The organism is Aeromonas sp. R2-2 (assembly GCF_040908355.1).
Classification (GTDB): domain Bacteria; phylum Pseudomonadota; class Gammaproteobacteria; order Enterobacterales; family Aeromonadaceae; genus Aeromonas; species Aeromonas veronii.
In genome coordinates, this window is record NZ_JBFODQ010000079.1 from 33,555 (window position 1) to 45,132 (window position 11,578).

The 11,578-nt window shown below is 56.2% G+C and carries 19 protein-coding genes and 1 pseudogene; 2 read left to right on the top strand and 18 right to left on the bottom strand.

The features are described 5' to 3' along the window. Nucleotides 1-2: 2 nt before the first annotated feature. The 16 genes from AB5Z09_RS17260 to AB5Z09_RS17335 form a co-directional block, all read right to left on the bottom strand. A complete protein-coding gene (locus AB5Z09_RS17260; protein WP_368195812.1) occupies nucleotides 3-941 on the bottom strand; it encodes a restriction endonuclease in 939 nt (312 codons plus the stop codon). Between the two features lie 222 nt (nucleotides 942-1,163). Then, nucleotides 1,164-1,571, bottom strand: coding sequence for a type IV toxin-antitoxin system YeeU family antitoxin (locus tag AB5Z09_RS17265; protein WP_368195813.1), 408 nt, complete (start codon nucleotides 1,569-1,571; stop codon nucleotides 1,164-1,166). Nucleotides 1,572-1,573: 2 nt separating this feature from the next. Beyond that, nucleotides 1,574-1,888 (bottom strand): hypothetical protein, encoded by a 315-nt coding sequence (locus AB5Z09_RS17270; protein ID WP_139749871.1) that lies wholly within the window; start codon nucleotides 1,886-1,888, stop codon nucleotides 1,574-1,576. Between the two features lie 84 nt (nucleotides 1,889-1,972). Beyond that, nucleotides 1,973-2,329 (bottom strand): hypothetical protein, encoded by a 357-nt coding sequence (locus AB5Z09_RS17275; protein ID WP_368195814.1) that lies wholly within the window; start codon nucleotides 2,327-2,329, stop codon nucleotides 1,973-1,975. Nucleotide 2,330: 1 nt separating this feature from the next. Continuing rightward, a complete protein-coding gene (locus tag AB5Z09_RS17280) occupies nucleotides 2,331-2,873 on the bottom strand; it encodes a hypothetical protein (protein WP_368195815.1) in 543 nt (180 codons plus the stop codon). A 79-nt stretch (nucleotides 2,874-2,952) separates the two neighbouring features. Continuing rightward, nucleotides 2,953-3,315 (bottom strand): hypothetical protein, encoded by a 363-nt coding sequence (locus tag AB5Z09_RS17285; protein WP_368195816.1) that lies wholly within the window; start codon nucleotides 3,313-3,315, stop codon nucleotides 2,953-2,955. Further along, entirely contained in the window at nucleotides 3,312-3,527 is a 216-nt protein-coding gene (locus AB5Z09_RS17290) for a hypothetical protein (RefSeq protein WP_368195817.1), read from the bottom strand. The genes AB5Z09_RS17285 and AB5Z09_RS17290 overlap by 4 nt, the downstream gene beginning before the upstream one ends. Next, nucleotides 3,527-4,033 (bottom strand): hypothetical protein, encoded by a 507-nt coding sequence (locus AB5Z09_RS17295; RefSeq protein ID WP_368195818.1) that lies wholly within the window; start codon nucleotides 4,031-4,033, stop codon nucleotides 3,527-3,529. The genes AB5Z09_RS17290 and AB5Z09_RS17295 overlap by 1 nt, the downstream gene beginning before the upstream one ends. A gap of 154 nt (nucleotides 4,034-4,187) precedes the next feature. Beyond that, nucleotides 4,188-4,526 (bottom strand): hypothetical protein, encoded by a 339-nt coding sequence (locus tag AB5Z09_RS17300; protein ID WP_368195819.1) that lies wholly within the window; start codon nucleotides 4,524-4,526, stop codon nucleotides 4,188-4,190. 24 nt (nucleotides 4,527-4,550) lie between these two features. Then, the gene (locus AB5Z09_RS17305) at nucleotides 4,551-4,742 is read right to left on the bottom strand and encodes a hypothetical protein (protein ID WP_064337736.1); all 192 of its coding nucleotides are present in this window, start codon (nucleotides 4,740-4,742) and stop codon (nucleotides 4,551-4,553) included. Further along, a complete protein-coding gene (gene radC / locus AB5Z09_RS17310) occupies nucleotides 4,739-5,236 on the bottom strand; it encodes a DNA repair protein RadC (protein WP_198089390.1) in 498 nt (165 codons plus the stop codon). The genes AB5Z09_RS17305 and radC overlap by 4 nt, the downstream gene beginning before the upstream one ends. 65 nt (nucleotides 5,237-5,301) lie before the next feature. Further along, nucleotides 5,302-5,613 carry a hypothetical protein gene (locus AB5Z09_RS17315; protein ID WP_368195820.1) on the bottom strand — a complete coding sequence of 104 codons (312 nt, stop codon included), beginning with the start codon at nucleotides 5,611-5,613 and terminating at the stop codon, nucleotides 5,302-5,304. Beyond that, the gene (locus AB5Z09_RS17320) at nucleotides 5,588-6,016 is read right to left on the bottom strand and encodes a hypothetical protein (RefSeq protein ID WP_368195821.1); all 429 of its coding nucleotides are present in this window, start codon (nucleotides 6,014-6,016) and stop codon (nucleotides 5,588-5,590) included. The genes AB5Z09_RS17315 and AB5Z09_RS17320 overlap by 26 nt, the downstream gene beginning before the upstream one ends. A gap of 10 nt (nucleotides 6,017-6,026) precedes the next feature. Beyond that, nucleotides 6,027-6,452, bottom strand: coding sequence for a DUF2787 domain-containing protein (locus tag AB5Z09_RS17325; protein WP_139749881.1), 426 nt, complete (start codon nucleotides 6,450-6,452; stop codon nucleotides 6,027-6,029). 84 nt (nucleotides 6,453-6,536) lie between these two features. Further along, nucleotides 6,537-6,986: a hypothetical protein gene (locus tag AB5Z09_RS17330; RefSeq protein WP_252212003.1), complete on the bottom strand. Its 450-nt coding sequence runs from the start codon at nucleotides 6,984-6,986 to the stop codon at nucleotides 6,537-6,539. Between the two features lie 51 nt (nucleotides 6,987-7,037). Next, a complete protein-coding gene (locus tag AB5Z09_RS17335; RefSeq protein WP_139749883.1) occupies nucleotides 7,038-8,237 on the bottom strand; it encodes a hypothetical protein in 1,200 nt (399 codons plus the stop codon). A 147-nt stretch (nucleotides 8,238-8,384) separates the two neighbouring features. Here AB5Z09_RS17335 and AB5Z09_RS17340 point away from each other — a divergent pair, with 147 nt between their 5' ends. Beyond that, nucleotides 8,385-8,729, top strand: coding sequence for a helix-turn-helix domain-containing protein (locus AB5Z09_RS17340; RefSeq protein ID WP_075115759.1), 345 nt, complete (start codon nucleotides 8,385-8,387; stop codon nucleotides 8,727-8,729). On the opposite strand, the gene AB5Z09_RS17345 is transcribed toward AB5Z09_RS17340, so the two are convergent. Further along, nucleotides 8,718-9,278, bottom strand: a complete 561-nt coding sequence (locus tag AB5Z09_RS17345; RefSeq protein WP_368195822.1) for a lecithin retinol acyltransferase family protein — start codon at nucleotides 9,276-9,278, stop codon at nucleotides 8,718-8,720. The two genes, AB5Z09_RS17340 and AB5Z09_RS17345, sit on opposite strands and share 12 nt — an antisense overlap. 11 nt (nucleotides 9,279-9,289) lie before the next feature. Continuing rightward, entirely contained in the window at nucleotides 9,290-10,240 is a 951-nt protein-coding gene (locus AB5Z09_RS17350) for a DUF932 domain-containing protein (protein WP_368195823.1), read from the bottom strand. A 261-nt stretch (nucleotides 10,241-10,501) separates the two neighbouring features. Between AB5Z09_RS17350 and AB5Z09_RS17355 the strand changes: the two are divergent. After that, a pseudogene (locus AB5Z09_RS17355) lies at nucleotides 10,502-11,578 on the top strand (IS3 family transposase); the annotation flags it as partial.

The window sequence follows — 11,578 nt, forward strand, 5'->3', positions numbered from 1 at the left end:
ATTTAGTCTTCCAAAAAGTAATCTGAATCCAGGGTTTTAATGGTAAGGGTCTGGCGAATGGTGACGCCAACCCCATATTCAATCATCAGGGCGGCCAGATGCGCGCCGTCAATCAGCACGATACGTTTCTCAATCCACCCCACATATTCATGCGCCTCACGGCTAAAGCAGGAGGTGGTTATAAAGACTCCCTTGCGGGCCTTGTGCAGATCCAGGGCTCCTGCGAAGGATTGGAGCTCGGGACGCCCGACGGTTTTGTCGGTGTAGCGCTTGGCTTGCAGGTAGATGGAGTCGAGCCCCAATCGGTCTTCCTTGATGATGCCGTCAATCCCGCCATCGCTGCTGTAGCGAGTGGTGCGGGCAGCATCTTGCTGGTTGCCGCCATAGCCCATGGCCACCATCAGATCGACGACCAGCTGTTCGAAGAAGCGAGGGGAAAGGCCAAGGATCTCGGCAAGCAGGTCATCGGCAAGGGATTGATTGATGGCGGCCAGCGCTTGCTCAATTTGCTCTTGTGGTGTACTGGCTTGCACGTTATGTGGCTCGTCCGCGGCATCGGTTGTGCCTTGTGGCAGCTTACCTGTGCTTTCACTGGACGCCAGAGTAAAGGTCACGAACTCCCTGAACTGAGCCAGATAGTGGTTGTCGATGGTCTGGCCCGATGCCAAAGCTGCCTTACCCCGTTCGGTAATAAGGCAGACGCCCCGCTTGGGTTGCTCGATGAGCCCAGCCTTGACCAGATAGGTCTTGGCCCAGCCGACCCGGCTACGCAGCGTGGTTTGGCGGCCACTTGGCAAGGTATCAGCCAACTGCTCAGGGGTAAAAGCATAGTGCTGGCAAACCCGTTCGAATACCTCGCGCAAAGAGCGGGCAGCACCATCGGCCAATACCTTGAGCACAGCAGGCATCATGGCTTCGTAGCTGGGCAGAGGTTCTTTCATTGGGTAACCGGAGCGAGACAAAATGGGTGGGTATCTTGCCACAGCACCACTGCTGGAGCCAGTTGGTATCGAGGTCACTGGGAGCAACCTCAAAAAAACAGAGTCACCAAAACAAACAGAGTCACCAAAACAAAGGGAAGGCCATGAATTGGCCTTCCCCACGACCGACCCACTTATCACGGACGAGTAGGTTGAGAAATGTTACCACAAGCGGATCGGTGGTCACGCCTTGCGGTCAGGATTGGCGTCCATGATCGTCGTTGGGTAAATGGCCAAGTATACATAGCCGTAGCTGCCAAGGGTATCGGCTTCGCAGGTAAAGCCGCCGTGCTGGATAGTGATGCAGTGCTGGCGTTGGGCATCTAGTTCGCCGGTCAGCAGCTTGGCTTCCAGAGCTTTGATGATCTCCGGGAAAGCCCGGTCGAGTTTGGCTATCAGCACCACACTCCAGTCACCTATCAGACTGGCTCGATCGGGTAGAAAATCGAGTTGGTAGCGGCTCTGTATCAGACGAGCGCCAAAGCGTGGGGAGATATCACGCGGCAGACCCCAGCAAATGCTGGGGAGCGGTGTGAGAGTCTGGAGTTCTGGATGGTGTGTGGCAGAGCATGTGGGGAGGGTCGTGGTCATGATTAGCGATACCTCATTTGAATGTCGATACGAGAGCCTGGCACGTTGTGGCGCTGTCGCAATCTGGTCAGATACTCAGGGAGTTCGGTCAGGTTTGTCAGTCGTCCTCGGTAGAGCCGGGAGAGATTGACGTAGTCGGGATGGCTCACGGTGATAGTCACCTGATGCCCCGGCTGCCAGCGACCAAAAAGGCGCGCTTTGGCCTCTTTGATGGTGGTGATGCCGGGAGCGGGTAACGTCTGGCGGTTGCGCAGGTGTAGCTTGTTGAGCTCGGGGGCATAGCGATGCACCTCGAGTCCGGTGATAAGACGGGTCATGTTCGGTGACTCCAATAATGCAAAGGGCCAGCCTGTGAGGGCTGGCCCTTTATGTTGTTTGTGGATGAGCGAGACTGTGGGGCGTCAACGAGCGCAGTCAGCCGTCTCATTGATAACCGGCTTGCAGTTGAGTCGGTCCAGCAGGTGTCGCGAGCCGTACTGGGCTACCAGTCGGTCGATGGCCATCCGGGCGCAGGCCGTTCTGCTGGGCTTATTCTCAGGGATTGCGTAACGAGCGGTCAGCCAGCCACCGAGCAGCGCGATGCGATAGCCGCTCGGGATATGGGTGAGCGACGTCCCTATACCCCTCCCGTGAATGAGGAAGGGCACGGCCTGCCCGCCGATGTTGATATCCATGCGCTGGCCCTTGAGCTCGAAGGTGGTGAGCTCGCCAGTTTGCGGATGTTTACCAGGCACTCTGATGGTGATGTTTTTCGCCATTTCACACCTCCGGCTTGGCTTCAAAGTGGCGGGTTACAACGCCCGCTTCCGGGTCGATACTGATAAACGCCGGGGCTTGCGGGTGGTACTGGTAGAGCCGCGCTAATTCAGCACGAAACGCCTCGACGTTCGGTGCAATTACATGACTGGTATCCCCCTCGGCGTAGGTAAAGGTCTCCAGATTTTCGGTGTGAATCCAGATACCGAAGTACCAGGCGTCTTCCTCGGTGTCGTATTGCTGCCAGCCCTGGGCCAGCAGCGTCCGGTCGTAGTAGTAACGGTCAGCCTGATGGCTCCCCCGGTCGATGCGGCAACCCGTCACAGTGAGCTCAAACGGGATACAGCCCGCCTTGTGGGTTTTCTTGACCCGGCGCAGCAGCTTGAGGGCCTTGGCTCTGCTGCGGCCATTACCGAGCGGGTACTGCTGTCTAGCCCGCAATCCCAGGTGGGTCATTATCTTCGGCGCGGTGTTGTGGTTGAGCTGACCAATAGCGGCGGTTATCTGCCGGGTGGATAGAGTCTTGTAATCACGTAAGTCATGCATGATGGGGTTTCCTTCAAATGCAAACAGCCCCTCGGTGTTAGGGGCTGTTAGAGGTCTTGTGTGTGCTGGTGGTCGTGGCTCAGGTGTGACTACTCCAATCCGGCGTGTCGTTACTGCCGTGGTTGACGTAGGCTCCGACAATCACCCGTTGCCACTCGCCGACCGGTTGACCCGCTGCATTACAGGAGCAGCGAAAGCGGGCGAAGTTAATCTCACGTGGCAGGTGTTCACGCATATCCCTTGGGCTGACAAAGAGCATGGTCTTGTGCAGTACCGGGTTGGGGGCAACCAGTGGCCCGCCAATACGTCGCCCCTCCACATCGTGGGCATAGGCAAAGCCCGGCAGCATCAACTGCTGACTGATGAGCTTGGCAAGTGCTAGATGGGCACACATGGCCTCCGCTACGGCGGCTTGGCTAAAGCTGTCGTTGAACTCAATCATTGTTGTTTCTCCCTTTCTGCAGGTGCTCGGTAAGCCGCTGCCAGCAGCGCAAACTGTTCGACCAGATAGCTGATACTGATGCCCAGTTCATCGCTCACCCCATCCCCTAGACGGTGATGCAGGTGTGCCATGTCATCGGCGATACGTTGAGCTATCTGGGCTGTACCGTCCGGTGGTGAAGTCGTCATGGTCAGGGGGATGGATATATTCATCACATCTCTCCCCAAGGGGCTTGGTCCCACAGTGAAAGCCGGGTCAGCACGTCTTGCGCGAGAGCCTGTTGCAACTGCTGTATTACCTTCACTAACCGAGGTGCCTGCTCAGGACTCCCACTCCATTCGCTCGATTGGTACAGGGCGCAGCAGGTGAATTTGTACAGCGCCACCAGCTCGGCATCGGTAAGTGGTGCCTGGTGATAACGATAGGCAGGTTTAAACGGGTTCCGCTTGGTCGAGCCATGCTGGCGTGGTCCCTTGTGCTCTTGCTGGCGCCCCAGCTGATAGCGATGCCAGACTGCCCGCCTGTTGGCGAGCATCATCAGCCGTACCAATCTGTCAACCCGCCATGCCCAGGTGCTGGTGACATCCGCTGGCGGGGACCACCAGCGGGTGCGTAGTAACTCAAGGGTGTAGTGCGGTGGCATCGGGGCATTGCAAAAGCGGTGTAACTGAACGGCAAAGGCTAGGTAATCCTTGCGATCGATCATGAAAGCAGACATGGGGATGACTCCTTGAAATGCAAAAGGCCACCTGTAGTGAGGTGGCCTTGCTGTGTGATATCGGGATATCCGGATCATGGTGTTGGTGCGGATGATCCGGGTGATCGGGTGGAAACGTGATCCGCCTTATTGTTATTTGGCGACCGACGGTTCGTTATTGGTGATCCTGGCGTGTGTCGGGGAGAGCCACATCAAACAGGATGGTGTAGAGCGCACAATCAATGTCGTTGACGGCATCGTGATGAGGGTAATAGGGCGGTGCGTCTCGGGAGCGCTCGAAGTAGTCGCCAAAGCAGCTGAGGCACTCGCGTATCTCTACGGTGGAGCCCTGCTGCAAGGTCTCTTCAATCTGCTTGGCATATCCCTCGTCGTCACGGGCCTTGGTGACGGCCTTCTCCTGCAACGTCAGCGCATCTTCGTTGTAGGCGGCAGCCAGACGATGGCGCAGCTTCTCGAGGGTTTCCTCCAGAGAATAAGGATTAGGTAATCGCATCGTACTTGTCTCTTCTGGACCTGATTAGTGCCGCAGCTGATGCAGCAACGTATCGATAGCCTCGATACAGTCAGCTTGGGTGAGCAGGTAGCCATTGGGCAGATGAGCGACGATAGCGGGCTCGGCTTGCATCTGAATGTTATCTTCAAGCCAGCAGCGCAGCTCGAAGAGGATATCGAGGGCAGTGAGGTGGGTTTTGCCTGGGGTCTGGTTCATAGTTGGCCTCTTTCGGCCAATGACACCACGCCCTCAGCACCGACCACCAGATGGTCGAGCAATCGCACATCGACCAGGGCCAAGGCCTCTTTGAGGGCTTGGGTAAAGACCCGGTCAGAGTGACTGGGTTCTGGGTCACCACTGGGGTGATTGTGCACCGCGATAATCGAGGCACTGCAAAGCAGTAAGGCCCTTTTGACCACCTCCCGTGGGTAGATGCTGGCGCTGTCGAGGGTGCCGCGAAACAGCTCCTCAAAAGCCAGCACGCGATGCTGGGAGTCAAGGAACAGTGCGCCAAACACTTCATGCTCCCGGTCTTGCAGCAGGGTTTGCAGTCGCTCTGCGGCCTCGGTGGTGCTGGTAATGGCGGTGCCTTTGGCCAGGCGTTTACGGGCAATCTGGTTGGCGATACGCAGCAGGTCTTGCTCTGTCACCGGTTCGGTGACGACATACGTGCCGGGGCATTCCCCGGCTTTGAGTTTGTGGTAACGCATGGGGTCTCCAAATAAACAAAACCCCGGCACACATGGAGCATGTCGGGGTGAAACCGTGGTGGTGTTCAGTTTGCCGTGGAGTGGTCTGCTGAGTTTCCTGCTACAGCAATGGCTTCTCTCTGCACCGGTATCAGTGGTCCGGGGACCAGTACGTTGAACGGGATAGCGAGTGCCAAACTCAGCCGTTCTCCCAGTTCATAGGCAGGGCCGATTGTGTCGTAGTCTGCCACCCAGGTGGCCAAGGCAAGACCGCTGGCTTCCACTGCTCGCAGGTAGACACTGTAGCCCTGCACGGATAGGCCACTGTCACGTACCACCTGCGTTTCTCCCTCTCGATTAATCGCTTCAAGCTCAACGGCTATCGGATGTTTGGGCATCGTGAGCCTCCTCTTGGGGTAAGGGGTCACTTTCCACGCGATAACCGTGATGAGTGCAGGTACGCTGCAGGTCAGCCAGGAAACTTGCCAACACACGGGATTGCTCGCTGAGAGAAACCGGTCCTGCTTGGCTGCGCCAGAAACAACGACGCGTGGGGTCCACACAGATTTCATCCACGGGCTGGCTCATGGTGCGCCAGTCCTCGGCATTGGTGAGGGAGAGCAGTTGCCACTGCACGCCAGACCAGCACAGATGCAGCGTAACGGTGCGGGCATGGGAGCTATCAGGAGTGAGGTGTAGTAACCAGCGCTGGCCACTGTGGCTCGGTTGTATCTTGGCCTTGCCTGCGACCAGCCCCAGCCACTGGCGCGAGGTCTGGGAGAGCGGCAGTTCGTTAGTCATCGCACACCTCCTAATCCCCGCTGACCTCAACGGTGAAGTACGCCATCCGGCAGTAGGCAACAAAGTTGGTCTGCCACAGGGTGAATAACTCATGGGCCTCTGAGCGCTGGATAGGCCCCCATCCTTGCAAATAGTGTTCGTCATCTAGGAAGTTGAAATCGAGCTCCTTGCAGAGCTCTGCATCCTGACCTAGTCCCTGGTAGCTGAAGTCGGTGACGTAATCGAACAGCCAGCCATCTAGACCACGTATCAGGCGTATCTCAACGGGGTGAGCACCTCCTTGCTCGGGGCTGTAGGTGGGGCTGCGAAAGTTGAAGGTGAGTTGGGTCAGGCGCTCGAGGTTGAGGCCGATATGGGCGACCTCCTGATTGAGTAACGCGAGCAGCGCTTGTGCAACGGGCAGGGCAAAGCCGTCCCGGAAAAAGGGAATAGTCATAAGCGTTCCTTGTCATATCCAATAAAACGAGGGAGGCATCAGCCTCCCTCTGGGTGTGGTTGCAATGGTTGGTGTAAGCCATCGTCACGGTGTGCCGAAGTCCTGTAATGACCCAGGCGCAATACAGATGTTATCCGGGGTGCCGATGGCGGGCAGTACCTCTGCAAGGTGGCTGGTGGGCAAATCGATGGGCGGATTTGACGGCAGCAATAGCGCCACCGACGTTGCGTTGCGAAGCGCTTCCCAGAGCGTGGGGAAGTCTCCTTGCCGGTAAGGGGCGTCGTAGCGTTGCCCGTCCACTAGCAAGGCAAACTGACGTTTGCTGTCGCTGCCATAATCACGACCGTTCACCGTCGCCAACATGGTGAGCTGCGCATCATCACGGCAGATGATGGTGAGCAGTGTGGTGCCTGCGAGGGTGACGGTGTAATTGGCCTGCGTACCCGGCCCCCAACTGCGAGACCAGCCATTTCCCTCTGCCGCCCCGACACCACTGGTGGCAAGTGCCACCAGCAGCGCGATAAGTCGGTTCATTGTGGTTACCTTTTAAAAATAACAGGGAGGCTGTTGCCTCCCTGGGTTGGGTTATTGGTCAAACGACAGCGTCTGCTCGCCACCGAGTGTGGTCACCGTGACCTCCAAGGGGTTGCAGTCTTCCGGCAGCAGAGAGAGCGTCACTTTGCCGCCAAAGCCCATTCGAAATGGCAGCTTGGCTTTCGGATCGATAGTGCAACTGCCCCGGTTGATCTTGAGGTCGGTGATCACCATCCGGTTACTGCGGCTGGTGATATCGAGCAGGTATTTGTTCCAGGTTGTTTTGCGATAGTAGGGATTGATGCGTTTACGCAGGTGCACATCCCCATCCTTCAACGGTTCGATGTTGGCGAGGTCATCATCAAGTACGGCGGCATTGTGTTCTGCTTCCGACAGACAGATGAACCCTGCAGAGCCAGGGGCCGGTAAGACATCAGCGATCTGGTCAGTTGGAAATGAATACTTACGTCCCCCCTTCCCATTTGGATACACATCAAGTTCTTTTGCCTTTCTTAGCTCATTCCAAAGCGTGTCGAGAGCTTTTTTCTCCTTCAAGGCTTGGTGCGCAATGAACACTTTGCCATCGACAGTGAATACAAAGTCGCTGAGGTAAGGAGCACTGCCGAGATTGCTGTAGCCACCAACATTTGCGGTGATCGCCGCTGGCTTGTTCGGTTGGCACGCGATGCTGAAACTGTCTCCCCTGTTGTAGACAAAATAGTGATAGCCTTCGGAAGGGTTACCATATTTCCCCCACTCATTTTTTGTCGGTGTGGGTTGCTCCGGCTCAGGCTTCTCTTTAGTCACGCACACATTACTGGCGCTATCGATAGGCGGCAGCACCTTTGCCAATCCTGTGATTGGTAAAGGTAATTCCTCATTGCCAGTGATCATCTTCAGTGTTTTGGCTTGACGCAGTGAATTCCAAAATGTGTTGAAGCTATCTCCAAGGTTCTGAATGTCTTCATAGCGTTTGCCATCAATGATTAGCCCAGGTGTGGATGAGTTATCGATATCTGATGTCACAACGACAGGTGTGCCTGGTTTGCAGGCGATAGTAAATTGGAGGTCAAACCGCCGGTCTCCTCCTCCCGGTAATGTGACAGCATCCTGTAACGAAATGTTGTAATTTTGGGCTCCTTGAATGGGGTAATCATTAACACGCCATACACCATACTTATCTGGCTCACTGAGGGCATATGCCTGCTGAGTGGCTGCCAGCATGGCAAGCAGTAACAGTGACTTTTTCATATTTATTTCCTTGTTATTTGTTTCGATTAATCCAACTTAAAACGTCCACACCCAACCGAATGCGACCATAAAAGGCGATCCTCATCTTTTTGAGTCCTTCATGTCAATGGCTCTAGCTATCAACCTTTCCGTTGGTTTGGAGGACGTATGACAAAGATCAATCAAAAGGTGTTAGCCAAGCTGGTGGGTAAAGCGATTGCTCACCAACGCCAACTGCGTGGATTGACCCAGGAGGCGGTGGCTGAACGGTTAGAGATAGGGATAGAAGCGGTATCGCGGATGGAGCGTGGGGTCGTGGTCCCCACCATTGTGCGATTGGCTGAACTGGCTCACATATTTGACTGTGAGCTGGTGGACTTGCTGCGTGAAACCAGCCCCCGCCCTCAAGAGCAGGCCATCATCCTCAGCCAGCAGTTGGCAGCGCTGAGTAATGATGACCGGCAACTGGTGATGGAGATGATGACGACGCTGATTGGCCGGTTAGTCCGTTAGCCAATCCCACAGCTTGTGAACACCGTAAGCCGCGACCACACCCACGGCTACTGGTGCCCAGGCAGGCGCGCTCCCTAGCGCAACCAGTGAGGCCGCCGTGGACGTCGCTGCAGTGCTACTGACATAGGCGCCAGTCAGCCCGGCTCCAGCCGTGGAGGCCAGCTTGCCGACCGAGGTTTTCACCACCTGGGAGGCGATTACCGTTTGGGCGGCACGGGTGACCTGTGGTGAGTGATGCCGGTCTTCAATACACCACTGCACAAAGTGCTCGCAGTTGTTGAACAGCAGATTGTAGCTGCGCTCTCCCAGACGACGGCGGGCACGATTAACCGCCTCTTCCCTGCTGAAGTGACGATAGGGGTGCTGCTTGACCCGGACGTCATTTCCATGGGAAAACTGGCTGAGCCTGGAGCGGACAATCTGGCAGGCATCGTGTCCCGAAAAGGGGCCTTGGTAGTGGATCACCATATTGTTACCCACGTAGATCCCGTGGTGCTCATACCCGATGCGTGGAGAGATAAGGTGGTCGCCATAGTTCAATGCGGACATGTTGCGCTCTCCTACTGCAGCAAGGTGATGGCTTGTGCCAGGGCACGGGATTTGAGCAGGGCGCCTTGGCCAAACCAGGCGGAATCCAGCCGATGATCCTGGCTGCGGGTACGGCGATGGTGGTCGACATACTCGGTCACCGCATTGACCAATCCCCATGCGGTGTTGTGTGAACTGGCCAACTCTGCTCCCATTCCCGCCCCTTGGTAGAGCTCATGCAAACGCTGCACAGGCCGGGTGAGTACAATGCTCTCTTCATCTAAAGGCTGTGCCAGCAGATCACTGAAAAAGCGCAGTGCCTCTTGAGGTGCCACTGGACGTTGGCTGAGCGCTTTAGCATGCAGGCCGAAATGATCCCACTGACTTACCCCCAGCCCTAGCGCCTGTTTCACGGCATTTGCGTCAAACTGGGTTGAGTGCGGTACCTTGATGGCGGCGGACTGGTTACCTACAGCTACTTGCAGGGTGTTGTTGCAGACTACCCGCACCGAGGTGAACTGAGCCGTGGTGCAGAGCGTGCCATCACAGCTGGTCGCCAGCAGCAGATAGGACTTCACCAGATCACCGCCTTTGAGCATCAGGTCCTGGCCTGTCTTGGCCAAAGCCCAGAGTTTGCGCCCACCTTTGAGTGAGCCTGCGGTCTCCAGCTCAAAACCACCTACTTCCACCAAATCTTGATAGAAGTGCAGCACCTCATGGGGCTGTACCACGTTGTAGCGCTGTGAGACCACCGACAGTGGTGCCAAGGTATCGGAGCGGTAGAGCACTTTGCTGTCGGGGTAGGTGTGCAGGATGGGATTGTCAGGCGAGCCCTGATACAGCACATCGCTTTGCTCGATGGTCCAGTCCATCCCGGCAGCTTGCAGCCAGATGTCCAGGGATTGCTGTGGGGGTAAGACATTGCCGAGGCCATGCCAGGGTGTTTGGCCAGTGTAGGCCATGGAATCAATCAAATGAGCCATAAAGATCTCCAATGAAAAAGGGACTGCCGAAGCAGTCCCTGAGGTAGGTTCATGGAGATAACATATGTCTGAGATTTGGTTCATTTATAGTCAAAGTTCAGGTTGCTCAGGGTTCTTGGTTTAGCCAATAAACGCGAGAGCATGGACGATAGAATGCTACGAGATGGGAAAGAGTACTTGGGCATCGCCTGAACTATGTGAATCGCCCCCAGTTCCCTAGACACCTCACAGCCTTAAAATGAGGCAACTATTGGAGGTGTTATGACCCGTCAGCGTTATCCAGAAACATTCAAAATCGAAGCCGTTAAACAAATCACCGAGCGTGGGCGGCCGGTGGCTGACGTTGCTCGTGCCATCGGGGTATCCAGCCACAGCCTGTATGCATGGCTCAAGCAGTACGGTAAGCCTGCTGACCAGCAGATAGAAGAGTCTGCCTTGCAAGCCGAAATCCGCCGTCTGAAAACCGAACTGCGCCAAGTCACCGAGGAGCGCAATATCCTAAAGGAGGCCGCCGCGTACTTTGCCAGCGAGTCAAGGAAAGGTACGCGTTCATAACCTCCCGACTCGACCGGTACAGTGTCGTTACCCTGTGCCAGACCCTGGGGGTTCACCGAAGTGGCTTCTACGCGTGGCTGAAACAGCCTACATCGCCACGACAGCAGGAGGACGAACGACTGACCGGATTGGTCAAGCAATCCTGGCTGGAAAGTGGTGCTGTCTACGGTTATCGCAAGATCCATCGCGACCTTCGTGACGCAGGGGAAGCCTGCGGCAAGCACCGTGTGGCCAAATTAATGAGGCGGGAAGGGCTGCGTTCGCAAACGGGCTATCAACGCCGCAAGGGGCATTATGGAGGCAAGAGCCCGCAGGCTGCCCCAAACACGCTGGCACGTCAGTTTAAGGTGCCAGCCCCCAACCTCTCCTGGGTGACTGACATTACCTACATCCGTACTCAAGAAGGGTGGCTGTACTTGGCGGTGGTGCTCGACCTGTTCTCTCGCCAGATCGTCGGCTGGGCGATGAAGTCACGCATGACGGCAGACTTGGCGGTTGATGCGTTATTGATGGCCGTCTGGCGGCGCAAGCCCAAGCAGCCGGTACTGGTGCATTCGGATAGGGCAGCCAGTTTACCGGTGCTGAATGGCAGGACTTTCTGAAGGCCCACAACCTGAGTTGCAGCATGAGCCGACGTGGCAACTGTCACGACAATGCTGTCGCCGAGAGTTTCTTCCAGTTGCTCAAACGGGAGCGGATCAAGCGCAGGATTTACGCGACAAGAGACGAAGCCCGCAGCGATGTGTTTGATTATATCGAGATGTTTTACAACCCAATCAGGCG

Excerpts from the sequence above, each read along its gene's own strand:
- AB5Z09_RS17260 (WP_368195812.1), bottom strand. The coding sequence starts at position 941 with ATGAAAGAACCTCTGCCCAGCTACGAAGCCATGATGCCTGCTGTGCTC.
- AB5Z09_RS17265 (WP_368195813.1), bottom strand. The coding sequence starts at position 1,571 with ATGACCACGACCCTCCCCACATGCTCTGCCACACACCATCCAGAACTC.
- AB5Z09_RS17270 (WP_139749871.1), bottom strand. The coding sequence starts at position 1,888 with ATGACCCGTCTTATCACCGGACTCGAGGTGCATCGCTATGCCCCCGAG.
- AB5Z09_RS17275 (WP_368195814.1), bottom strand. The coding sequence starts at position 2,329 with ATGGCGAAAAACATCACCATCAGAGTGCCTGGTAAACATCCGCAAACT.
- AB5Z09_RS17280 (WP_368195815.1), bottom strand. The coding sequence starts at position 2,873 with ATGCATGACTTACGTGATTACAAGACTCTATCCACCCGGCAGATAACC.
- AB5Z09_RS17285 (WP_368195816.1), bottom strand. The coding sequence starts at position 3,315 with ATGATTGAGTTCAACGACAGCTTTAGCCAAGCCGCCGTAGCGGAGGCC.
- AB5Z09_RS17290 (WP_368195817.1), bottom strand. The coding sequence starts at position 3,527 with ATGAATATATCCATCCCCCTGACCATGACGACTTCACCACCGGACGGT.
- AB5Z09_RS17295 (WP_368195818.1), bottom strand. The coding sequence starts at position 4,033 with ATGTCTGCTTTCATGATCGATCGCAAGGATTACCTAGCCTTTGCCGTT.
- AB5Z09_RS17300 (WP_368195819.1), bottom strand. The coding sequence starts at position 4,526 with ATGCGATTACCTAATCCTTATTCTCTGGAGGAAACCCTCGAGAAGCTG.
- AB5Z09_RS17305 (WP_064337736.1), bottom strand. The coding sequence starts at position 4,742 with ATGAACCAGACCCCAGGCAAAACCCACCTCACTGCCCTCGATATCCTC.
- radC (WP_198089390.1), bottom strand. The coding sequence starts at position 5,236 with ATGCGTTACCACAAACTCAAAGCCGGGGAATGCCCCGGCACGTATGTC.
- AB5Z09_RS17315 (WP_368195820.1), bottom strand. The coding sequence starts at position 5,613 with ATGCCCAAACATCCGATAGCCGTTGAGCTTGAAGCGATTAATCGAGAG.
- AB5Z09_RS17320 (WP_368195821.1), bottom strand. The coding sequence starts at position 6,016 with ATGACTAACGAACTGCCGCTCTCCCAGACCTCGCGCCAGTGGCTGGGG.
- AB5Z09_RS17325 (WP_139749881.1), bottom strand. The coding sequence starts at position 6,452 with ATGACTATTCCCTTTTTCCGGGACGGCTTTGCCCTGCCCGTTGCACAA.
- AB5Z09_RS17330 (WP_252212003.1), bottom strand. The coding sequence starts at position 6,986 with ATGAACCGACTTATCGCGCTGCTGGTGGCACTTGCCACCAGTGGTGTC.
- AB5Z09_RS17335 (WP_139749883.1), bottom strand. The coding sequence starts at position 8,237 with ATGAAAAAGTCACTGTTACTGCTTGCCATGCTGGCAGCCACTCAGCAG.
- AB5Z09_RS17340 (WP_075115759.1), top strand. The coding sequence starts at position 8,385 with ATGACAAAGATCAATCAAAAGGTGTTAGCCAAGCTGGTGGGTAAAGCG.
- AB5Z09_RS17345 (WP_368195822.1), bottom strand. The coding sequence starts at position 9,278 with ATGTCCGCATTGAACTATGGCGACCACCTTATCTCTCCACGCATCGGG.
- AB5Z09_RS17350 (WP_368195823.1), bottom strand. The coding sequence starts at position 10,240 with ATGGCTCATTTGATTGATTCCATGGCCTACACTGGCCAAACACCCTGG.